This is a genomic window from Skermanella rosea (genome assembly GCF_016806835.2).
GTDB lineage: Bacteria > Pseudomonadota > Alphaproteobacteria > Azospirillales > Azospirillaceae > Skermanella > Skermanella rosea.
The window spans coordinates 2,304,311-2,325,081 of sequence record NZ_CP086111.1; the positions used below are offsets into that span (position 1 = coordinate 2,304,311).

A 20,771-nucleotide genomic window follows, 5' to 3' on the forward strand; every position below is an offset into this window, starting at 1 on the left:
TGATAGAACGAGGCCGGTTAAGCATTCGAAAAGAAGGGTCGGGACGTGCTCCACATCTATGTCGATGCCGACGCCTGTCCGGTGAAGGACGAGGTCTATCGGGTTGCCGAACGGTACCGGCTGAAGGTCACGCTGGTGGCGAACAGCCCTTTCCGGGTGCCGTTCGACGAGCGGATCCGGCTGGTGGTCGTCAGCGGCTCCTTCGACGCCGCGGACGACTGGATCGCCGAGAATTGCGGCGAGGGCGACATCGTCGTCACCGCGGATATCCCGCTGGCGTCCCGCTGCCTGAAGATGGGCGCCCGGGTGATCGGTTCTACCGGCAAGCCCTTCACCGACGCCACCATCGGGCAGGCGCTGGCCGGGCGCGAGTTGAGCCAGCATCTTCGCGAGAGCGGGCTGATCACCGGCGGGCCGGCGCCGCTGGGAAAACAGGACCGTTCGCGCTTCCTCCAGCAACTCGACCAGGACATCCAGGCGATCCGGAGAAGCGTTGGAATCAAGTGAAACCGAGCGGTCGATTTTCCGTGAATTTCCCCTTGCGGACCCGGAATCCGGCTGCTAGAAACCCTCTCACTGATCCCGGTTAGCTCAGTTGGTAGAGCAGTGGACTGTTAATCCGCCTGTCGCTGGTTCGAGTCCAGCACCGGGAGCCAAATCAAGAAGGTCTTCCTTCCGCAACGCCGCAGCATCCGCTGCGGCGTTGTTTCGTTTCGAGGCATCGGTTCGGGCGGCTCCGTCAGGGAGCGTTGTACCAGACCTTGCCGAAAGTCGAGATATCGTAGCCGAGAAGGTCCCGGGACTTGGCGATCGCCTCCTCCGTCCGGGCGAAGGCAAGCAGCGCCTGCATTTCGGGTTCGAAATAATCCCGCCGGCGCATCACGAGGTCGTAACGTTCGCGGTGGAGCGGCACGAAATCCAGACGAAGTTGCCGTGCCACCGCGCGGACCGCCACCCCGGTGTCGGCACGGCCGTCGAGGATCGCGAGACCGACTTCCAGCTCGCTCCGGGCGGGATGCTCGGCGACGGGGAGGTCGCTCCAGCCGATGCCGGCGCGGTCCAGCAGATCATCCATCAGCACGCGGGCACCCGAAGCCGGCGGTCGCGCCGCGATGCGCGGCTTCTTCGTCGCGAGATCCTCGATCCGGGACAGGCCGAGCGGATTGCCGGAGGCGACCACCAAGCCTTGCTCCCGCCATGCCCACTCGATCGCCACCACGTCGAGGTCGCCGAGCTTGCTCCGGATCGCGGGAATGTTGTAGTCGCCGGTCTCCGGCGAGAGGATGTGGATGCCGCAGGCGGCGGCTTGGCCGGCGGCCAGCCGTTCCAGGCCGTCCAGGCTGCCCCCGGTCAGCAGGGCCAGCCCGCAGCCCGACGTGGAAACGCACCATTCCAGGAACGGATCATGGCTCCCGGCGATCACGCGGGGCGCGGCGGTGGCGGCGGGAGCGTGCCGCTCGGCAGCGGGAGGCTCGCTCAGCTTCAGCCACTGGTCGATCTGGGCTTTGGGGAAAAGCCACTTGCCGCCGACGCGGGTGCAGGGGATGGCGGCCTGCCGGACCAGATCATAGATCTTGCGTTCCTTGATCCGAAGATAGGCTGCCACCTCCTGGGTGTTCATCAAGTCGGACATCCCCGGACCTCTCGCTGCATCGGGTCGTTGGTCTTGGACGCGATCGCGCCGGATGCCAACTATAGCCGCCGTGCCGGCCGACGCCAGGGATGTCCGGAAGCGGTCAGCTTCCCGCCTTGTCGGCGTTCGGGAAGAAGAGCTGCTCGCCGTCGATCCTGTAGCCCGCGATGGCTTGCTGTCCCTCGGTCGAGGTCAGCCAATCGATGAAGCTGACGCCGGCCTCGACCTTCACATGCGGATGCTTCTCCGGATTGACCAGCATGACGCCATACTGGTTGAACAGCCGTTTGTCACCCTCGACCAGGATTCGGAGATCCCCCCGGTTCTTGAAGCTCAGCCAGGTTCCTCGGTCGGCCAAGGTATAGGCGTTCATCGCCGCGCTGGTGTTCAGTGTCGGCCCCATGCCGGAACCGGTGGCGCGGTACCAGTCGGACGATGCCCCGGAGACGTCCACGCCGGCCATCTGCCAGAGCCGCTGCTCGGCCTTGTGCGTTCCGCTGTCGTCGCCGCGGGAGGCGAACGGAGCCTTGGCGGCCGCGATCTTCTCCAAGGCCCCGGTGACGTTCTTCATGCCCGCGATCCCGGCCGGGTCCGATGCGGGGCCGACGATGACGAAGTCGTTGTACATCACGTCGTCGCGCTTCTTGGCGAAGCCGTCGGCGACGAACTTCTCCTCCGACTTGGCGTCGTGGACGAACACGACGTCGGCGTCGCCCCTGCGGCCGGTTTCCAACGCCTGGCCGGTGCCCTGGGCCACGACGCGCACGTCGATTCCGGTTTTGTCCTTGAAGATCGGCAGGATGTGGCCGAACAGGCCGGACTGCTCGGTCGAGGTGGTGGACGCGACCGTGATGAATCGGTCCTGCGCCGGGGCGGGCAGGCCGGAGCTCGCGCACAGGCCCGCAGCCATCAGGGCGCCGAACAGGCGCCGCCGCGTCAGGGTGGTCAGCATAGGAGGTCTCCTCTCAGGAAGGCTGCGGCTTCTTGGGTCCGCGGTTGGTCGAAGAAGGCCGGGGCCGACGTCTGCTCGATCAGCCGGCCGCGGTTGAGGAAGATGATTTCCTGCGCGATGCGGCGCGCCTGCCCGAGGTCGTGGGTGGTCATGACGATCTTGATGCCGTCCCGCACGAATTCCCCGATCATGGACTCGACGGCGCGCGTGGCCGTGGGGTCGAGGTTGGCGGTCGGCTCGTCGAGGAACAGCACTTCGGGCTTCAGGGACCAGGCGCGCGCCAAAGCCAGCCGCTGCTGCTCCCCGCCCGACAGGACGCGGGCCGGACGGTCCGCCAGCGCACCCAGCCCGAAGCGGTCGAGCGCCGCACGGGCCGCTTCGCGGCGGGCCTTGTATCCGAGTCCGGAGAGGGCAAGCGCGTGGACGAGGTTCCCGAATGCCGACCGGCGCAGCATCACCGGCCGCTGGAACACCATGGCGTCCCGCCTGCGTCCGAGCGCGGCGCCGGGACCGAGCCAGCTCACGGTGCCGGCGGTCGGGCGAATCAGGCCGTGGCAGAGGCGCAACGTCAGGCTCTTGCCGGCACCGTTGGGACCGAGCACCGCCGTGGGACCGCGCCCGTCCAGCACCAGGTCCAGCCCCGGGATCAGCGTCGTTCCCCCGACCGCATAGCGGACTTCCTTCAAGCGAAGCGGCAGGCTGGTCGGTAGATCACGCATCGGGCTTCCCGGGATCGGCGGCCGGAGGAACGCGGCGGCCAACCCCGAACCTCCTGCCGGTTTCATGCAAGAACATGCAGAAACCTGCAAGATTTCCAGAGAAAGCGCAAGTCTGCGGACGATTGCGCTCTGTGGAGAATCCCTTTCATGCCGGCGATCATCTGGAGCGCGGGGCGGTCGAACTGCGGGTTGGGTGCCTATTCTTTAAGCAGGCCGTGTACCGAAAGATCTCCCGGCTCCATACTGGCAAAAAAAAGAGCGGGGCAGCGGATGAACCGCTGCCCCGCCTTTCGGTCGGTAGCTGAGCTTCGAAAGGGTCCGATCAGACCGAGTAGTACATCTTGTACTCGATCGGGTGCGGCGAGGTCTCGAAGGCCATCTGCTCTTCGCGCTTCAGCTCGATGTAGGCCGCGATCATGTCCGGGGCGAAAACGTCGCCCTTGGTCAGGAAATCGTGGTCGGCTTCGAGGCTGTCGAGCGCCTGGCGGAGCGAGCCGCACACGGTCGGGACCGCGGCCAGCTCTTCCGGGGGCAGGTCGTACAGGTTCTTGTCCATCGCGTCGCCGGGATGGATCTTGTTCTGGATGCCGTCCAGGCCGGCCATCAGCATGGCGGCGAAGGCCAGGTACGGGTTGGCCGACGGGTCGGGGAACCGGACCTCGACGCGCTTGCCCTTCGGGCTCGCGACATAGGGGATGCGGCAGGACGCCGAGCGGTTGCGGGCCGAGTAGGCCAGCAGCACCGGAGCCTCGTAACCCGGGACCAGACGCTTGTAGCTGTTGGTCGACGGGTTGGTGAATGCGTTCAGCGCGCGGGCGTGCTTGATGATGCCGCCGATGTAGTACAGCGCCATGTCGGAAAGGTCGGCGTAGCCCGAGCCGGCGAAGATCGGCTGGCCATCCTTCCAGATCGACTGGTGGCAGTGCATGCCCGAGCCGTTGTCGCCGTAGACCGGCTTCGGCATGAACGTGGCGGTCTTGCCGTAGGCCGCGGCGACGTTATGCACCACATACTTGAACTGCTGCATGTTGTCGGCGGTCTTGACCAGCGTGTCGAACTTGATGCCGAGTTCGTGCTGGGAAGCCGCCACCTCGTGGTGGTGCTTCTCGATCTCGACGCCCATCTCGCCAAGCACGGTCAGCATCTCGGCGCGCAGGTCCTGGCCCGAGTCGACCGGCGGAACCGGGAAGTAGCCGCCCTTGACGGTCGGGCGGTGGCCCAGGTTGCCGTCCGGCAGTTCCTTGCCGGTGATGTACGGGCCTTCCTCGCTGTCGATCTTGTAGAAGCACTGGTTCATCGAGACTTCGTAGCGGACGTCGTCGAAGACGAAGAACTCGGCTTCCGGACCGAAATAGGCGGTGTCGCCGATACCGGCCGCTTCCATGTGCGCCTGGGCCGCCTTGGCGATCGAGCGCGGGTCGCGGTTGTAGGGCTGGCCGCTGGAGGGCTCGTAGACGTCGCAGAAGATGTTCAGCATCGGCTGGGCCGCGAACGGGTCCATCACCGCGGTCGCGGCGTCCGGCATCAGGGTCATGTCGGACTCGTTGATCGCCTTCCAGCCCGCAATCGATGAACCGTCGAACATGATGCCGTCGGTGAAGGCTTCTTCGTTCATCGTGGAGACGTGCTGCGCGGTGTGCTGCAGCTTGCCGCGCGGGTCGGTGAAGCGAAGGTCGACGTACTTGACGTCGTGTTCCTTGATCAGGTCGAAGACCTTGCTGATGTCAGACATGCCTCGGGATCCGTTTCTATGGTTGACGCTGGCTCGCTCCCGCCGAGGAGGACGGGGAGAAACCGATTTTGGTGACGCGCGCGGGCGTTGTTATGTCACGACCTTTCCGGACGCACAATCCACAGCTTATCCGTCAGCGGAATTGCGGCAATGTGGCTGTCCGGCCGGCTTTGCCCGCGATGTTTATCGAGCCGGACGCGCGGCCGGATCGGCCGGCGTCAAGATCTGATCCGGGACGGCCGCGGTGGCTTCCCGCGCTGCGCGCGAATCGCCGTGGGCCGTCCGAATGGGGTGGAGCGGTCAGGGGCGGTCGATGCGCGTCAGACGGCGTCGCTTCCCTTCTCGCCGGTTCGGATCCGGACGACTTCCTCGACCGGAGTCACGAAGATCTTGCCGTCGCCGATGCGGCCGGTGTGGGCAGCCGTCTGGATGGCCTCGATGGCGCGGTCGACCAGACTGTCGTCCATCACCACCTCGATCTTCACCTTCGGCAGGAAGTCCACGACGTATTCCGCGCCACGGTACAATTCCGTATGACCCTTCTGCCGCCCGAAGCCCTTGGCCTCGGTGACGGTAATGCCCTTGATGCCGACCTCGTGAAGGGCTTCCTTCACTTCGTCGAGCTTGAACGGCTTAATGATGGCTTCGATTTTTTTCATGATGCTGATCAACGACTCCCCGTGGATGGCGGCGCGCCACCGAGCGGTGCTCATCATCCCGTAAAGCACGGGGCATGCCAACGCCCGATTGCCTTGCCGGAGCAAGCGGGGCGGTCTTTCTGCAGCAGCGCCTGCCGCCGCAGCCGGCACGGATCTGATGAGCTGGTGTGCACATTGCCTAAACAGTGTGCAGATCGACACGTCACGCCGCCGCGTGGCACTTCGGCCGTCCGAGGTCGATTTCGTCCCTTGACGGGGCTCCGGCGATTTGGCATAGACACGGCCCCAACGGTGGCGGCGGTAGCTCAGTTGGTAGAGCCCTCGGTTGTGGTCCGAGTGGTCGTGGGTTCGAGTCCCATCCGTCGCCCCATCCCATTCCGGGAAATTCCCTTCCGAATAGAGCGAAGTCGGCGCATCCTGCGGCCCCCTTGGGGAGCGCGGGCTGTTATGCTTTGCCCCATGCCGTTCTGCCGGCATGCAGCCGGCCGACATGGCCGAGTTCCAACCGGGAGTTCTCCGATGGCAGCACAGAACGCTTTGCTGACGGTCGCCGAGATGTATCGTGCGGACGCGCTCACGATCGAGGGCGGCGTTTCCGGCGAAACCCTGATGGAGGCGGCCGGGGCCGCCGTCGCCCGGGTCGTTTCGGCCCGCCGGCCACCCGGTACCGTGGCCGTGCTCTGCGGGCCCGGCAACAACGGCGGCGACGGTTTCGTCGTCGCCCGTCTGCTTGCGGGGCAGGGATGGTCGGTGCGGGTCGGGCTGCTCGGCAGCCGCGAGGCTCTGCGGGGCGACGCCGCGGTCATGGCCGGGCGCTGGAACGGGCCGGTGGCGTTCCTCGCGCCCGAACTGCTCGACGGGGCCGATGTCGCGGTGGACGCCCTGTTCGGGGCCGGCCTGTCCAAGCCGCTGGAGGGCATGGCGCGGGCCGTGGTGGAGGATCTGGCCGCCCGCGCCGTTCCGACGGTGGCGGTGGACATCCCCAGCGGCATCCACGGCGATACGGGCGCCGTGCTCGGCGCCGCGGCGCCGGCTTGCGTGACGGTCACCTTTTTCCGGAAGAAGCCCGGGCATCTGTTGCTGCCCGGTCGCGTCCTGTGCGGCGACTTGGTGGTGGCCGACATCGGGATTCCCGACCGGGTGCTGGACGGGATCGCGCCGAGGCTCGCCGAGAACGGGCCGGCATCCTGGTTTTCGGGGTTTCCCTGGCCGAGGCTCGACGGTCACAAGTTCGACCGGGGCCACGCCGTGGTGTTCGGGGGCGCCCGGATGACCGGTGCCGCCCGCCTGGCTGCCCGGGCGGCGCGGCGAGTCGGCGCGGGACTGGTCAGCATCGCCTGCGACCCGGGGACCTTCCCGATCTATGCCGCATCCGACCCCGGCACCATCGTGTCCCCGCTCGACGACTCGGGGAGTTTCGATGACCTGATGTCCGATCCGCGCCGCAATGCCGTGCTGGTCGGGCCGGGAGCGGGGACCGGGACGGAGACCTGCGGCCATGTGCTGGGCGCGCTCCGGGCCGGCAAGGCGATGGTGATCGACGCGGACGGCTTGACCGCCTTCGCCGACCATTCGACCGACCTGTACCGCGCCCTCAGCGACCGCTGCCTGTTGACGCCCCATGCCGGGGAGTTCAAGCGCCTGTTCGGCATCGAGGGAGACAAACTGTCGCAAGCCCGCCGGGCGGCGGCCCGGGCGGGTGCCGTCGTGCTGCTGAAGGGGCCCGATACCGTGATCTCCGCGCCGGACGACCGGGCGGTGATCAACGCCAACGCGCCGCCCGAGCTGGCGACGGCCGGGGCCGGCGATGTGCTGGCCGGGCTGGCCGTCGGCCTGATGGCCCAGGGGATGCCGGCCTTCGAGGCCGGCGCCGCGGCGGCCTGGTTGCATGGGGAGGCGGCCCGCGCCGTCGGCCCCGGGCTGATCGCGGAGGACCTGTCGGAAGCGCTTCCCGCCGTGCTGCGCCGCCTGCGCGGGGACTCGTGAAGCTTCCGTGAAGTATGGCCGCCGCGGCGGCTTTGCCCTTGATCGGCCGGCCGCGAGTCCACCAAGATCGCGGACATGACCCAGCTCCCGACGCCCCTCGAAGAGCAGCCGTCCCCCTCGCTGTTCGACCGTACCCTGGAGAACCTGCGCTCCGCCTGGCGCGACATCGCGGCCTTCTCGCGCGAGGCGGTCGGCGCGACGCCGCGGCCCCACCTGCCGCGCGAGGATGCGGACCGGCTCCGCGTCCAGATGCAGGCCTGCCTGGCGGGGCGGGGCGGCGAGGTCTCGGCCCGCGCCCGGGCGGCCGAACTGGGCCGCACCTATCTGAGCCTCGACTCGACGGGGCGGCGTAACTTCCTGACGATCCTGTCGCGCGACTTCGACGTGGACCGGGCCACGGTCGACCAGGCGGTCGACGCCTTCCACAAGGCGCCGGACCCCGTGCTGCGCGGCAAGGCGGAGCGTAAGCTCCGCGAAGCCCTCGAGCCGGGGCGGATGCGGTTGCTGACACAGTTCAACGGCCTGCCGGAGGGGGTGAAGTTCCTCGTGGACATGCGCGCCCAGCTCCTGGAATGGGCTTCGGACGATCCGCTGATGGCCGCCCTGGAGGCCGACCTCAAGACGCTGCTGAAGAACTGGTTCGATGTCGGCTTCCTGGAACTGCGGCGAATCACCTGGGACAGTCCGGCCGCGCTGCTGGAGAAGCTGATCGCCTACGAGGCGGTGCACGCCATCCGGGGATGGCAGGACCTGAAGGACCGTCTCGACTCGGATCGCCGCTGCTTCGCCTTCTTCCATCCCCGCATGCCCGACGAGCCGCTGATCTTCGTCGAGGTCGCGCTGGTCAGCGGCATGTCGGGCAATGTCCAGACGCTTCTGGACGAGGCGGCGCCGGTCCAGGACCCGCAGACGGCGGATACCGCGATCTTCTATTCGATCTCTAACGCCCAGAAGGGATTGGCGGGGATCAGCTTCGGCAACTTCCTGATCAAGCGGGTCGTCGACAGCCTGACCGCCGAGTTCCCCAAGCTGAAGTATTTCGCGACCCTGTCGCCGATCCCCGGCTTCCGGCGCTGGCTCGATGCCGAGATGGCCGCGGCGGAGGCGACCGACGACGGCGATATCCTGACGACGTCGGAACGGGCCCGGGTCGCCGACCTCTTCACGGATACCGAGATCCTGCCCGCGGAGAAGGCCGCCAGTCTTGCCGCGGTGCTGGATCGTCCCGGATGGCACCGCGACGAGGCGATCGTGAAAGTGGTGAAGCCGATCCTGATGCGTCTGTGCGCCACTTACCTGATCGAGGCGAAGGCGGGCCGGCGGGCGCGGGACCCGGTCGCCCACTTCCACCTGTCGAACGGCGCCCGCATGGAGCGGCTGAACTGGCTTGGCGACACGTCGGAAAACGGGCTTCGCCAATCCGCGGGCATGATGATCAATTACCGCTACAAGCTGGCCGATATCGAGTCCAATCATGAAGCATACACGGGCGACGGAAATATCAATGTTTCCTCATATGTCCGCGCGCAGCTCAAGAGTACCGGATGATGTCAATCAAATTGTCTCAAATGTGTTGCATGTTGCTTTAACTCTTCATAAAGAGGGGTCCTCTAGTCTTTGCGGTGCTGTTATTAACCACGCTAGAGCGGGACGGAACCCATGTTCTTGAGACGGCGGAAGGCTCCGGTAGACGTTATCGAAGGTTCGGTGTTCCGGCGGACCACGCCCGGCAAGATAGTCGAGACCGCGCGCGTGCTGGCGGTTTCCAAGGACAGCGTCGGAATTCCCCATGTCCGTTTCAGCGTGCATTATGAGCGCGTCGATACGGCGGACGAGTTGCGGACCCTGGCCCTCAGCTCCTTTTCCGAACTGTTCAGCGAGCGTGTGCTCGCCTGACCCTCTCCGGCCCGTCCGGGGCGGCGGCGCGGCAGTGGCCGTGCCCCGGTTCGAGCCCCTTTCGTTCGTGCGGAAATCTTAGCCTGTTTGTCCCGAAATCGGTGTGCTATAGAGGCAAACCCGGCGGGCGGGTGTCCAATTTCGCCTGCGCGGGGCTGCCTGTGCGGGCGTGGCGGAATTGGTAGACGCGCCGGATTTAGGTTCCGGTGACGCAAGTCGTGGGGGTTCGAGTCCCTTCGCCCGCACCATCAGGCCAGCCGTACCCGAGGTTCTCAAGCCGCGACCGGCGAGCACCGGTCGCCAACGAAACAGGCTTCCAGTCCAATGCAGATTACCGAGACGAGCGCCGACGGCCTCAAGCGTGAATACAAGGTCGTCATTCCCGCCCAGGAGATCGAGACGAAGGTCAACAGCCGGCTCCAGGAGCTGGGCAGGACGCTTCGGATACCGGGCTTCCGCCCGGGCAAGGTCCCGATGCCCATCGTGAAGCAGCGCTATGCTCAGTCGGTCATGGGCGAAGTCCTGGAAGCGGCGGTCAATGACAGCTCGCAGCAGGCGATCGACGAGCGCGGCCTGCGCCCGGCGCTCCAGCCGAAGATCCAAGTGACCGCGTTCTCGGAAGGCGGGAATCTGGAATACGACATGGCGGTGGAACTGCTGCCGGATATCGAGCCGGTCGACTTCTCCACGATCGAGCTGGAGCGGGTCGTCGCCGAGGTGGACGACAAGCAGGTCGACGAGACGCTGGAGCGGCTGGCCAAGAGCAGCCGCGACTCCCAGCCCGTGACCGAGGATCGCCCGGCCCGCAACGGCGACATCCTGGTGATCGACTTCGCCGGCACCGTCGACGGCGAGGCGAAGCCCGGCATGGACGCGAAGGATCACCGGCTGGAGCTCGGCTCCAACAGCTTCGTCGGGACCTTCGAGGAGCAGCTCGTCGGCTCCAAGCCGGGTGATCACCGCACCGTGACCGTGACCTTCCCCGAGAACTACGCCGCGGCCGAGCTCCAGGGCAAGGAAGCCGTGTTCGAGGTGGACGTCAAGGAGATCCGGGAGCCCGCGGCGGCCGTCATCGACGACGAGTTCGCGAAGAAGTTCGGCGCGGACGACCTTGCCGCCCTGAAGCAAATGATCAAGGACCGCATCGGCCAGGATTACGCCGGCATCTCGCGTTCCAAGGTGAAGCGCACCCTGCTCGACAAGCTGGCGGATACCCACAGCTTCGACGTCCCGGCCGGCATGGTCGACATCGAGTTCGAGACGATCTGGAACCGGCTCCAGGAAGAGCTGAAGCGGGGCGGCCCCGACGCCGAGGAGGCCGGCAAGAGCGAGGACGAGCTGAAGGCGGAGTACCGGGGCATCGCGGAACGCCGCGTCCGCCTCGGGCTGCTCCTTTCAGAAGTCGGTCGCCGCAACAATATCCAGGTGACCCAGGACGAGTTGAACCGGGCCCTCATCACCGAGGCCCAGCGCTATCCGGGGCAGGAACGCGAGGTGTTCGAGTTCTTCCGCAGCAATCCGCGGGCGATCGACAACCTTCGCGCGCCGCTGTTCGAGGACAAGGTCATCGACTTCATCCTCGAACTCGCTAAGGTGAACGAGAAGACCGTCTCGGTCGAGGAACTGGTGCGCGATCCGGACGAGTCCGAGGATACCGCCGCGGCCTGATCGGGCTTTCGGCGGACCGCGCCCGGCGAATCGGGTCCGGTGCGATCGGGTCCGGGCGACCGGGCCCGCGGGACGGGATCGATGGGACGGACGGCCCGGCGGCACCAGCCGGCGGGCCGCCATCAGGGATCAAAGCCCTGGCTGCGGGCCCGAGACCTCGGGCCGCGCGAGGCAGGGAAACGGGAGAGTCGAAAAGAATGAACGATTTCGAGCCGCGGATGAACGCTCTGGTCCCGATGGTCATCGAACAGACCAATCGCGGCGAGCGCGCGTTCGACATCTATTCGCGCCTCTTGAAGGAGCGCATCATCTTCCTGATCGGTCCGGTCAACGACGGCGTTGCCAGCCTGATCTGCGCGCAGCTCCTGTTCCTTGAGTCGGAGAACCCGACCAAGGACATCTCCTTCTACATCAATTCGCCGGGCGGGTACGTGACCTCCGGCCTGGCGATCTACGACACCATGCAGTACATCCGGCCGCCGGTCTCGACCGTCTGCATCGGCCAGGCCGCCAGCATGGGCTCGCTCCTGCTGACCGCGGGCGCGCCCGGCAAGCGGTTCTCCCTGCCGAACAGCCGGATCATGGTCCACCAGCCCTCCGGCGGTGCCCAGGGGCAGGCGGCCGACATCGAGATCCAGGCCCAGGAAATCCTGAAGCTGCGGTCCCGGTTGAACGACATCTATGCCAAGCACAGCGGCCAGACCCTGGACGTGATCGAGGCTGCGATGGAGCGCGACAAGTTCATGTCGCCGGAGGAAGCCAAGAGCTTCGGCCTGATCGACGAGGTGGTGACGAGCCGTCCGGCGGGCGTGGGCGACACGCCGGCGACTTGATCGCACCAACTAGATATTGATCGCCGCGTATTGCGTGTTGTTGAATAGGATTGTTCCAGTGCGGCAAGGTCAACGATAGGTCTTGCCGCCGGGTTTTCCCGGGACACCCTGTTTCTGAAAGGCGTTTGGAACGGTTGTTCGCCCAAGCTGTACCAACGGGTCGCCGGACCGAACGCCACTCGGTGCTGTGACGGAGCCCATATGACCAAGTCCACCGGCGGCGATTCGAAGAATACCCTCTACTGCTCCTTCTGCGGAAAGAGCCAGCATGAGGTGCGCAAGCTGATTGCCGGCCCGACGGTGTTCATCTGCGATGAATGCGTCGAACTATGCATGGACATCATCCGCGAAGAGAACAAGACGACGCTGGTGAAGTCCCGTGACGGGGTGCCGACTCCGCGCGACATACATGCCGTGCTGGACGACTATGTGATCGGCCAGGATCACGCGAAGAGGGTTCTGTCGGTCGCGGTGCACAACCACTACAAGCGACTGGCCCACGGCACCAAGCACAACGACGTCGAACTGGCGAAATCCAACATCCTCCTGATCGGCCCGACCGGGTGCGGCAAGACGCTGCTGGCCCAGACGCTGGCCCGGATCATCGACGTGCCGTTCACCATGGCGGACGCCACGACCCTGACCGAGGCGGGATATGTCGGCGAGGACGTCGAGAACATCATCCTGAAGCTGCTGCAGGCCGCCGACTACAATGTCGAGCGAGCGCAGCGCGGCATCGTCTATATCGACGAGGTCGACAAGATCAGCCGCAAGTCCGACAACCCGTCGATCACCCGCGACGTCTCCGGCGAGGGCGTGCAGCAGGCACTGCTTAAGATCATGGAAGGGACGGTCGCCTCCGTGCCGCCCCAGGGTGGCCGGAAGCATCCCCAGCAGGAGTTCCTGCAGGTCGACACCACCAACATCCTGTTCATCTGCGGCGGCGCCTTCGCCGGCCTCGAGAAGATCATCGCCCAGCGCGGGCGCGGCACCTCGATCGGCTTCGGGGCGGACGTGCGGGGACCGGACGAGCGCCAGACCGGTGCGATCCTGCGGGACGTCGAACCGGAGGACCTGCTGAAATTCGGCCTGATCCCCGAATTCGTCGGCCGGCTGCCGGTGGTCGCGACCCTGTCCGACCTGGACGAGGCGGCGCTGATGGAGATCCTCACCAAGCCTAAGAACGCCCTGGTGAAGCAGTACCAGAGGCTGTTCGAGATGGAGGATGTCCGGCTGGAGTTCGCCGACGAAGCGTTGAAGGGCATCGCCAACAAGGCCATCGCGCGGAAGACCGGCGCCCGCGGACTGCGCTCGATCATGGAAGGCATCCTGCTGGATCCCATGTTCGAGCTGCCCGGGCTCCAGGGCGTGGAGGAGATCATGATCAACAAGGAAGTTGTCGAGGGACGGTCCAAGCCTCTCTACATCTATTCCGACAGGCGCGGCGACCTGGCGCCCGGAGCGTGAGTTCCCGTGCCGCTCCTTCGAGGTGTCAAGACCTTGAAGGGGCGGCCTGTCTGGACCACGTTAGGATCAAGCCGCCACCTGTCCTTACGCCCACCAGGGGTGAGACTCCTTTCAGGCCCATATCGGGCTGACGGCCTTCACACGAGAGGCGCACCATATGTTTGAAATCCCCCGTGGAGCTTTGTACCCGGTCCTGCCGCTGAGGGACATCGTCGTCTTTCCGCACATGATCGTGCCGCTGTTCGTAGGGCGCGAGAAGTCCGTGCGGGCGCTGGAAGACGTGATGAAGGACGACAAGCAGATCCTGCTGGTCACCCAGAAGAACGCGGCCCAGGACGATCCTTCCCCGGCGGACATCTACTCCGTCGGTACCGTCGGTACGGTGCTCCAACTGCTGAAGCTTCCGGACGGCACCGTCAAGGTGCTGGTCGAGGGCGGCCAGCGGGCGTCGATCACCAAGTTTTCCGAGAACGACGATTTCTTCCAGGCACATGCCGAACTGATCGACGAAAAGGCCGGCGAGGCCCAGGAGCTCGAAGCCCTGTCCCGCGCCGTCGTCTCGCAGTTCGAGCAGTACATCAAGCTCAACAAGAAGATTCCGCCCGAGGTCCTGGTCTCGATCAACCAGATCGACGAGGCCGGCAAGCTGGCCGATACGGTCGCCTCGCATCTGGCGCTGAAGATACCCGAGAAGCAGCAGCTGCTGGAGACCGCCACGGTCGGCGAGCGGCTGGAGCGGGTCTACGCCTTCATGGAAGGCGAGATCGGCGTCCTTCAAGTCGAGAAGCGCATCCGGAACCGCGTCAAGCGGCAGATGGAGAAGACCCAGCGCGAGTACTACCTGAACGAGCAGCTGAAGGCCATCCAGAAGGAGCTGGGCGAGTCGGAGGACGGTCGCGACGAGGTCGCTGAGCTGGAAGACCGGATCAACAAGACCCGCCTGTCCAAGGACGCGCGCGAGAAGGCGCTGGCCGAGCTGAAGAAGCTGCGGTCCATGAGCCCGATGTCGGCCGAGGCGACGGTCGTCCGCAACTACCTGGACTGGATCGTCAGCATTCCCTGGAAGAAGCGCACGAAGATCAAGCGCGACATCAAGCTGGCCGAGAGCGTGCTGAACGCCGACCATTTCGGCCTGGAGAAGGTCAAGGAGCGCATCCTCGAGTACCTCGCCGTCCAGCAGCGCATGACCAAGGTCAAGGGTCCGATCCTGTGCCTGGTCGGCCCGCCCGGCGTCGGCAAGACCTCGCTCGGCAAGTCGATCGCCAAGGCCACCGGTCGCAACTTCGTCCGCATGTCGCTGGGCGGAGTCCGTGACGAGGCCGAGGTCCGCGGCCACCGCAGGACCTATATCGGCTCGATGCCCGGCAAGGTCATCCAGGGCATGAAGAAGGCGAAGTCGTCCAACCCGCTGTTCCTGCTGGACGAGGTAGACAAGCTCGGCTCCGACTGGCGCGGCGATCCGTCGTCGGCCCTGCTCGAGGTGCTCGATCCGGAGCAGAACGGCACCTTCGCCGACCATTACCTGGAGGTCGACTACGACCTGTCGGACGTGATGTTCGTCTGCACGGCCAACACGCTGCGCATGCCGCAGCCGCTGCTTGACCGCATGGAGATCATCCGCGTCGCCGGCTACACCGAGGACGAGAAGGTCGAGATCGCCAAGCGCCACCTGCTGGAGAAGCAGCTCAAGTCGCACGGCCTGAAGAAAGGTGAGTTCACCGTTTCCGACGACGCCCTGCGCGACCTGATCCGCTACTACACCCGGGAGGCCGGCGTCCGCAGCCTGGAACGCGAGATCGCCAACCTTGCCCGGAAGGCGATCAAGGAGATCCTGATGAAGGGTCTCGACAAGGTCCAGATCAACCGCCGCAACCTCGACAAGTATGCCGGCGTCCGCAAGTTCCGCTACGGCGAAGCGGAGCTGGAGGATCTGGTCGGCGTCACCACCGGCTTGGCCTGGACCGAGGTCGGCGGCGAATTGCTGTCGATCGAGGCGGTCATGCTGCCCGGCAAGGGCAAGGTGACGACCACCGGCAAGCTCGGCGACGTGATGAAGGAATCGGTCCAGGCGGCCGAGAGTTACGTCAAGTCGCGGGCCGCCGTGTTCGGCATCCGGCCCGACCTGTTCGGCAAGAAGGACATCCACGTCCACGTTCCGGAGGGGGCGACTCCGAAGGACGGTCCGTCCGCCGGCGTCGCCATGGTGACTTCGATCGTGTCGGTGCTGACCGGCATCCCTGTCCGCAAGGATGTCGCCATGACCGGCGAGATCACCCTGCGTGGCCGGGTCCTGCCGATCGGCGGGCTGAAGGAGAAGCTTCTGGCGGCCCTGCGTGGCGGCCTCAAGACCGTCCTGATTCCCAAGGACAACGAGAAGGACCTCGCGGAGATCCCCGACAACGTCAAGAAGGGGCTGCGAATCATCCCGGTGTCCATGGGTGACGAGGTGCTCCAGCATGCCTTGACCCAGCCGCTCGTGCCGATCGAGTGGAGCGAACCGTCGGAGGAGGCCCAGGTAACCCCTCCGGGTGGTGATACCGACCGCGAGGAAGTAATTCGGCATTGAGATCGGCCGCGGAAACCGCCTAAATTCCCTGCGCCGCTGCGGCCCCTCCGACCATGGGGGCCGTAGCGGACCCAGCAGACATTTTCCGCGCGAGGGTTGAGCCGGGGGGTTCAATGCTTTGTTTAGGCGGTTTTCAACGGGGGGCTCACCAGTGAACAAGAATGATCTCGTCGCGCTTGTGGCGGACGCGGCCAGCCTGTCCAAGGCGGACGCGACCAAGGCGGTCGACGCCGTTTTCGATGGCATCATCAGCACGCTCAAGAAGGGCGAGGAAGTGCGACTCGTCGGCTTCGGCACCTTCGCCGTTTCCGAGCGCGCGGCATCCGAGGGGCGCAACCCGCGGACCGGCGAGAAGATCGACATTCCGGCTTCCAAGCAGCCGAAGTTCAAGCCCGGCAAGACCCTGAAGGACGCCTTGAACTGAGGCGTCCCATACGGACAGCCTGACGGCGGACGGCGCCGACGGCATTCGTCCCGAGCGGCACGAGCCCGCGACCGCATCGCCGGTCGCGGGCTTGTGCGTTCCGGTTCCAGTTGCTAGAAGGACCTCACCCGGTGCGGCGACTGCCGGCCGGGCGGAAGGGCGATTAGCTCAGCGGTAGAGCGTCTCGTTTACACCGAGAGGGTCGGCGGTTCGAACCCGTCATCGCCCACCATTCCCACTCCTTCCCTCGTCGTCATCCGGCCCTGCATCGACCACGGGGTCCGTCCCGAGGTGCGGTCTAATGGCGCACCCGATCCGGCCGGCGGCACGAAGGGAAGGGGACCCGATTGCAAACCGACCCGTCTGGCAACCTTTTTGGACGCGGATGACTGATTGATGTCGTTCAGCCATTGACAGCGGCGGGGCCGTGTCGTACTTAGCGCCCACCACGACGCGGGTGTAGCTCAGTTGGTTAGAGCGCCGGCCTGTCACGCCGGAGGCCGCGGGTTCAAGTCCCGTCACTCGCGCCATTTTCCCTAAAAAATCTAAGCAGTATCAATCGTTCAGCGAAAGCTGCGACGCGTTTTGCGCGTGCGGAATTTCGCCTAATTGTCTTTCCTTGGACTCCCTTTCAGCCTATATTCGCCCCTGCCCGACGGGTCGGGTAACCAATTGAAAAGCTGCCAAGCTGGCTCCGAGTCGGCCCCTATGCGCCGGGCTCGCCACGCTGAAAGGCAGTCCACTGCGAGGAGCGTTATGGCCAATCCCCTGGTCGTCGAATACCTGCCCATCCTGATCTTCCTTGGGATTGCGGTGGTCATCGCAGGTGCCGCCGTCGCCGCATCCTTCCTGGTCGCGTCCCAGAAGCCGGACAGCGAGAAGGTCTCCGCCTACGAATGCGGTTTCGAGCCCTTCGATGACGCCCGCAGCAAGTTCGATGTGCGGTTCTATCTGGTCGCCATTCTGTTCATCATCTTCGACCTGGAAGTTGCGTTTTTGTTCCCATGGGCCATATCACTTGGTGACATCGGAATGTTTGGTTTCTGGTCGATGGTCGTGTTCCTTGGCGTACTGACCATCGGCTTCATCTATGAATGGAAGAAAGGAGCGCTGGAATGGGAGTGACTTCCAACCAGCCGTCCGCCGGCCAGACCATCCTGGGCCAACCCGGGCTCGGGCAGCCGTCCCAGGGCCTGATCCTGCCGGGCCGGGGGGCGCCGCTGGCGCCGGGCGCCGACCAGGACGCCTATCTCAAGACCGTCACGGACGAACTGCAGGACAAGGGCTTCATCGTCGCCAAGTTCGACGCCCTGCTCGACTGGGCGCGTACCGGCTCCCTGTGGCCCATGACCTTCGGTCTGGCTTGCTGCGCCGTGGAGATGATCCACGCCTACATGAGCCGCTACGACCTCGACCGGTTCGGCGTCATTCCGCGCCCGAGCCCGCGTCAGAGCGACGTCATGATCGTCGCCGGCACCCTGTGCAACAAGATGGCGCCGGCGCTGCGCAAGGTCTATGACCAGATGGCGGAGCCCCGGTGGGTGATCTCCATGGGGTCGTGCGCCAACGGCGGCGGCTATTACCACTACTCCTACTCGGTGGTGCGCGGCTGCGACCGGATCGTTCCGGTCGATATCTACGTTCCCGGTTGCCCGCCGACTGCGGAAGCCCTGGTCTACGGGATTCTGCAACTCCAGAAGAAGATCAAGCGCGGCAATCGCATCGCGCGTTAATAAAGGCAGTCCCGGATCATGAGCGACCAAGCGCTTCAGGAACTGAGCGATCACCTCCAGGCGCGCCTGGCGGACGTCATACTGTCCGCCGGCATCGAGCTGGGCGAATTGATCATCAAGGTGCAACGCCAGTCGATCGTGCGCGTCATGACGTTCCTGCGCGACGACACCAGCTGCCAGTTCAAGCAGCTGATCGACCTCTGCGGGGCGGATTATCCCTCGCGCGAAGAGCGCTTCGAGGTGGTCTACAATCTGCTCAGCCTGAAGCACAATCTCCGCATCCGGGTGAAGGTGACGACCGATGAGGACACGCCCGTCCCGTCCATCTCGGAAGTGTTCAGTGCCGCTCCCTGGTTCGAGCGCGAGGCCTGGGACCTGTACGGCATCTTCTTCTCGGATCACCCCGACCTGAGGAGGATCCTCACGGACTACGGGTTCGAGGGGCATCCCCTGCGCAAGGACTTCCCGCTGACGGGCTACGTCGAGCTGCGCTATGACGACGAGCAGAAGCGGGTCGTCTACGAGCCGGTCAAGCTGACCCAGGATTTCCGATCCTTCGATTTCCTCAGCCCGTGGGAGGGCATGACCAATGTCATGCTGCCGGGCGACGAGAAGGCTGAGGCGCCCACCGGCGCCGCCCAGCCGGGGAGCAACAAGTAATGGCGACCGCGACCACCACCGCCGAGTCGAAGATCAAGCCGTTCACCATGAATTTCGGGCCGCAGCACCCTGCGGCCCACGGGGTGCTGCGCCTCGTGCTGGAGATGGACGGCGAGGTCGTCGAGCGTGCCGATCCCCATATCGGGCTGCTTCACCGCGGTACGGAAAAGCTGATCGAATACAAGACCTATCTCCAGGCGACGCCCTATTTCGACCGCCTCGACTATGTCTCGCCCATGTGCCAGGAGCATGCCTTCGCCCTGGGCGTCGAGAAGCTGCTTCGCATAGCGCCGCCGCCGCGCGCCCAGTATATCCGGGTGATGTTCAGCGAGATCACCCGGATCCTGAACCACCTGCTCAACATCACCACCTACGCGCTCGACGTCGGCGCCATCACGCCGTCGCTCTGGGGCTTCGAGGAGCGCGAAAAGCTGATGGAGTTCTATGAGCGGGTGAGTGGCGCCCGGCTCCACGCCAACTATTTCCGTCCCGGCGGAGTCGCCTTCGACCTGCCGGCCGGCCTGGCCGAGGACATCTGGGAATATACCGAGCGCTTCCCGAAGTTCATGGACGACCTGGAAGGCCTGCTGTCGGAGAACCGCATCTTCAAGCAGCGGACCGTCGACATCGGCATCGTCAGCGAGCAGGAAGCGTTGGACTGGGGCTTCACCGGCCCGATGCTGCGCGCCTCGAACGTCGCCTGGGACCTGCGCAAGGCGCAGCCCTATGACGTCTACGACCAGATGGAGTTCGACGTTCCGGTCGGCCTGACAGGAGACTGCTACGCCCGCTATCTCGTCCGCATGGAGGAGATGCGCGAGTCGAACAAGATCATGCGCCAGTGCCTCGAGAAGCTGCCGGACGGCCCGGTGAAGGTGCAGGACCACAAGATCGCTCCGCCGCGCCGCGGCGAAATGAAGCGGTCGATGGAAGCCCTCATCCATCACTTCAAGCTCTATACCGAGGGCTACCACGTGCCCGCCGGCGAGACCTACACCGCGGTCGAGGCGCCCAAGGGAGAGTTCGGGGTCTATCTGGTGTCCGACGGAACCAACAAACCGTATCGCTGCAAGATCCGCGCGCCCGGCTTCGCCCACCTCCAGGGCCTCGACTTCATGTCGAAAGGCCACATGCTGGCGGACACGGTGGCGATCATCGGGTCCATGGATGTCGTGTTCGGAGAAATCGATCGATGAGCGCAAACGGAACGGCGCCCGCAGGGCCGAAGGATTTCGCCTTCACAGCGGAGAACCTGGAACGCGCCAAGCACATCATCGCGAAGTATCCGCCCGGCAAGCAGGCCAGCGCGGTGATGCCCCTGCTCGATCTGGCACAGCGCCAGAACGACAACTGGCTGCCGCGCGCCGCCATGGACTACATCGCCGACATGCTGAGCATGCCGCGCATCCGGGTGTACGAGGTGGCCACCTTCTACACCATGTACAATCTAAAGCCCGTCGGTAAGCACTTCGTGCAGGTCTGCACCACCACGCCGTGCTGGCTGCGCGGGTCGGACGATGTCGTCAAGGCGTGCGAGCGCAAGCTCGGCATCGGGCTGGGCGAGACCACGCCGGACGGCCAGTTCACCGTGATCGAGGTCGAGTGCCTGGGCGCCTGCGTGAATGCGCCGATGGTCCAGATCAACGACGATTACTACGAGGATCTGGACGCCGCCAGCACGGAAGCCCTGCTGGACGCCCTGAAGCGCGGCGAACGGCCCGCACCGGGGCCGGTTTCCGGCCGTCAGACCTCCAGCCCGGCTGGGGGACCGACGACGTTGAAGGGCAGGGTGCCGCAGGCGCCGTCGGCGACGGCTGCCGATTCCACCCACGGCGATGACTGA

General features: G+C 65.4%; 19 protein-coding genes and 5 tRNA genes. 19 read left to right on the forward strand and 5 right to left on the reverse strand.

The genetic code is table 11. From position 1 onward, the window contains the following. Window positions 1-45: 45 nt before the first annotated feature. The gene (locus JL101_RS10490) at window positions 46-507 is read left to right on the forward strand and encodes a YaiI/YqxD family protein (protein WP_203099018.1); all 462 of its coding nucleotides are present in this window, start codon (window positions 46-48) and stop codon (window positions 505-507) included. A 73-nt stretch (window positions 508-580) separates the two neighbouring features. Next, window positions 581-656 (forward strand) — tRNA-Asn (locus JL101_RS10495). An 83-nt stretch (window positions 657-739) separates the two neighbouring features. On the opposite strand, the gene JL101_RS10500 is transcribed toward JL101_RS10495, so the two are convergent. The 5 genes from JL101_RS10500 to JL101_RS10520 all read right to left on the reverse strand — a co-directional run bounded on the left by JL101_RS10500 (window position 740) and on the right by JL101_RS10520 (window position 5,707). Next, the gene (locus JL101_RS10500) at window positions 740-1,633 is read right to left on the reverse strand and encodes a helix-turn-helix transcriptional regulator (protein WP_203099017.1); all 894 of its coding nucleotides are present in this window, start codon (window positions 1,631-1,633) and stop codon (window positions 740-742) included. Window positions 1,634-1,736: 103 nt separating this feature from the next. Next, window positions 1,737-2,585, reverse strand: coding sequence for a substrate-binding domain-containing protein (locus JL101_RS10505; RefSeq protein WP_407697423.1), 849 nt, complete (start codon window positions 2,583-2,585; stop codon window positions 1,737-1,739). Next, a complete protein-coding gene (locus tag JL101_RS10510) occupies window positions 2,579-3,304 on the reverse strand; it encodes an ATP-binding cassette domain-containing protein (RefSeq protein ID WP_203099016.1) in 726 nt (241 codons plus the stop codon). The genes JL101_RS10505 and JL101_RS10510 overlap by 7 nt, the downstream gene beginning before the upstream one ends. 322 nt (window positions 3,305-3,626) lie before the next feature. Beyond that, on the reverse strand, window positions 3,627-5,036 hold the full coding sequence (glnA, locus tag JL101_RS10515) for a type I glutamate--ammonia ligase (RefSeq protein ID WP_203099015.1): 1,410 nt from the start codon (window positions 5,034-5,036) through the stop codon (window positions 3,627-3,629). 320 nt (window positions 5,037-5,356) lie between these two features. Next, a complete protein-coding gene (locus JL101_RS10520; RefSeq protein WP_201080761.1) occupies window positions 5,357-5,707 on the reverse strand; it encodes a P-II family nitrogen regulator in 351 nt (116 codons plus the stop codon). 282 nt (window positions 5,708-5,989) lie between these two features. On the opposite strand from JL101_RS10520, the gene JL101_RS10525 reads away from it, so the two are divergent. The 17 genes from JL101_RS10525 to nuoE all read left to right on the forward strand — a co-directional run bounded on the left by JL101_RS10525 (window position 5,990) and on the right by nuoE (window position 20,771). Beyond that, window positions 5,990-6,065, forward strand: a tRNA-His gene (locus JL101_RS10525). A 149-nt stretch (window positions 6,066-6,214) separates the two neighbouring features. After that, the gene (locus JL101_RS10530) at window positions 6,215-7,681 is read left to right on the forward strand and encodes an NAD(P)H-hydrate dehydratase (RefSeq protein ID WP_203099014.1); all 1,467 of its coding nucleotides are present in this window, start codon (window positions 6,215-6,217) and stop codon (window positions 7,679-7,681) included. Window positions 7,682-7,756: 75 nt separating this feature from the next. Then, complete coding sequence (locus tag JL101_RS10535; RefSeq protein ID WP_203099013.1) at window positions 7,757-9,229, forward strand: malonyl-CoA decarboxylase; 1,473 nt, start codon at window positions 7,757-7,759, stop codon at window positions 9,227-9,229. A 117-nt stretch (window positions 9,230-9,346) separates the two neighbouring features. Beyond that, the gene (locus tag JL101_RS10540; RefSeq protein ID WP_201080754.1) at window positions 9,347-9,577 is read left to right on the forward strand and encodes a hypothetical protein; all 231 of its coding nucleotides are present in this window, start codon (window positions 9,347-9,349) and stop codon (window positions 9,575-9,577) included. Between the two features lie 163 nt (window positions 9,578-9,740). Next, a tRNA-Leu gene (locus tag JL101_RS10545) sits at window positions 9,741-9,825 on the forward strand. Window positions 9,826-9,901: 76 nt separating this feature from the next. Next, complete coding sequence (gene tig, locus JL101_RS10550) at window positions 9,902-11,245, forward strand: trigger factor (protein ID WP_203099012.1); 1,344 nt, start codon at window positions 9,902-9,904, stop codon at window positions 11,243-11,245. 197 nt (window positions 11,246-11,442) lie between these two features. Then, window positions 11,443-12,078, forward strand: a complete 636-nt coding sequence (gene clpP / locus JL101_RS10555; RefSeq protein WP_201080751.1) for an ATP-dependent Clp endopeptidase proteolytic subunit ClpP — start codon at window positions 11,443-11,445, stop codon at window positions 12,076-12,078. A 201-nt stretch (window positions 12,079-12,279) separates the two neighbouring features. After that, the gene (clpX, locus tag JL101_RS10560) at window positions 12,280-13,545 is read left to right on the forward strand and encodes an ATP-dependent Clp protease ATP-binding subunit ClpX (protein ID WP_201080750.1); all 1,266 of its coding nucleotides are present in this window, start codon (window positions 12,280-12,282) and stop codon (window positions 13,543-13,545) included. A gap of 157 nt (window positions 13,546-13,702) precedes the next feature. Then, entirely contained in the window at window positions 13,703-16,111 is a 2,409-nt protein-coding gene (lon, locus tag JL101_RS10565; RefSeq protein WP_203099011.1) for an endopeptidase La, read from the forward strand. 151 nt (window positions 16,112-16,262) lie between these two features. After that, entirely contained in the window at window positions 16,263-16,535 is a 273-nt protein-coding gene (locus JL101_RS10570; RefSeq protein ID WP_203099010.1) for an HU family DNA-binding protein, read from the forward strand. Between the two features lie 157 nt (window positions 16,536-16,692). Further along, window positions 16,693-16,767: transfer RNA gene (locus JL101_RS10575), tRNA-Val, on the forward strand. 221 nt (window positions 16,768-16,988) lie between these two features. Then, window positions 16,989-17,065: transfer RNA gene (locus JL101_RS10580), tRNA-Asp, on the forward strand. A gap of 226 nt (window positions 17,066-17,291) precedes the next feature. Next, on the forward strand, window positions 17,292-17,660 hold the full coding sequence (locus JL101_RS10585) for an NADH-quinone oxidoreductase subunit A (RefSeq protein ID WP_201080744.1): 369 nt from the start codon (window positions 17,292-17,294) through the stop codon (window positions 17,658-17,660). After that, the gene (locus JL101_RS10590; protein ID WP_407697424.1) at window positions 17,630-18,268 is read left to right on the forward strand and encodes a NuoB/complex I 20 kDa subunit family protein; all 639 of its coding nucleotides are present in this window, start codon (window positions 17,630-17,632) and stop codon (window positions 18,266-18,268) included. Before JL101_RS10585 ends, JL101_RS10590 begins: the two co-directional genes overlap by 31 nt. Before the next feature lie 18 nt (window positions 18,269-18,286). Beyond that, a complete protein-coding gene (locus tag JL101_RS10595) occupies window positions 18,287-18,928 on the forward strand; it encodes an NADH-quinone oxidoreductase subunit C (protein WP_203099009.1) in 642 nt (213 codons plus the stop codon). Then, window positions 18,928-20,124, forward strand: coding sequence for an NADH-quinone oxidoreductase subunit D (locus JL101_RS10600; protein WP_201080740.1), 1,197 nt, complete (start codon window positions 18,928-18,930; stop codon window positions 20,122-20,124). Before JL101_RS10595 ends, JL101_RS10600 begins: the two co-directional genes overlap by 1 nt. Further along, window positions 20,121-20,771 (forward strand): NADH-quinone oxidoreductase subunit NuoE, encoded by a 651-nt coding sequence (gene nuoE, locus JL101_RS10605; protein WP_203099008.1) that lies wholly within the window; start codon window positions 20,121-20,123, stop codon window positions 20,769-20,771. Before JL101_RS10600 ends, nuoE begins: the two co-directional genes overlap by 4 nt.

Excerpts from the sequence above, each read along its gene's own strand:
- nuoE (WP_203099008.1), top strand. The coding sequence starts at position 20,121 with ATGAGCGCAAACGGAACGGCGCCCGCAGGGCCGAAGGATTTCGCCTTC.
- clpP (WP_201080751.1), top strand. The coding sequence starts at position 11,443 with ATGAACGATTTCGAGCCGCGGATGAACGCTCTGGTCCCGATGGTCATC.
- clpX (WP_201080750.1), top strand. The coding sequence starts at position 12,280 with ATGACCAAGTCCACCGGCGGCGATTCGAAGAATACCCTCTACTGCTCC.
- JL101_RS10530 (WP_203099014.1), top strand. The coding sequence starts at position 6,215 with ATGGCAGCACAGAACGCTTTGCTGACGGTCGCCGAGATGTATCGTGCG.
- JL101_RS10505 (WP_407697423.1), bottom strand. The coding sequence starts at position 2,585 with ATGCTGACCACCCTGACGCGGCGGCGCCTGTTCGGCGCCCTGATGGCT.
- JL101_RS10500 (WP_203099017.1), bottom strand. The coding sequence starts at position 1,633 with ATGTCCGACTTGATGAACACCCAGGAGGTGGCAGCCTATCTTCGGATC.
- JL101_RS10600 (WP_201080740.1), top strand. The coding sequence starts at position 18,928 with ATGGCGACCGCGACCACCACCGCCGAGTCGAAGATCAAGCCGTTCACC.
- glnA (WP_203099015.1), bottom strand. The coding sequence starts at position 5,036 with ATGTCTGACATCAGCAAGGTCTTCGACCTGATCAAGGAACACGACGTC.
- JL101_RS10595 (WP_203099009.1), top strand. The coding sequence starts at position 18,287 with ATGAGCGACCAAGCGCTTCAGGAACTGAGCGATCACCTCCAGGCGCGC.
- JL101_RS10535 (WP_203099013.1), top strand. The coding sequence starts at position 7,757 with ATGACCCAGCTCCCGACGCCCCTCGAAGAGCAGCCGTCCCCCTCGCTG.
- tig (WP_203099012.1), top strand. The coding sequence starts at position 9,902 with ATGCAGATTACCGAGACGAGCGCCGACGGCCTCAAGCGTGAATACAAG.
- JL101_RS10585 (WP_201080744.1), top strand. The coding sequence starts at position 17,292 with ATGGCCAATCCCCTGGTCGTCGAATACCTGCCCATCCTGATCTTCCTT.
- JL101_RS10510 (WP_203099016.1), bottom strand. The coding sequence starts at position 3,304 with ATGCGTGATCTACCGACCAGCCTGCCGCTTCGCTTGAAGGAAGTCCGC.
- lon (WP_203099011.1), top strand. The coding sequence starts at position 13,703 with ATGTTTGAAATCCCCCGTGGAGCTTTGTACCCGGTCCTGCCGCTGAGG.
- JL101_RS10590 (WP_407697424.1), top strand. The coding sequence starts at position 17,630 with ATGGAAGAAAGGAGCGCTGGAATGGGAGTGACTTCCAACCAGCCGTCC.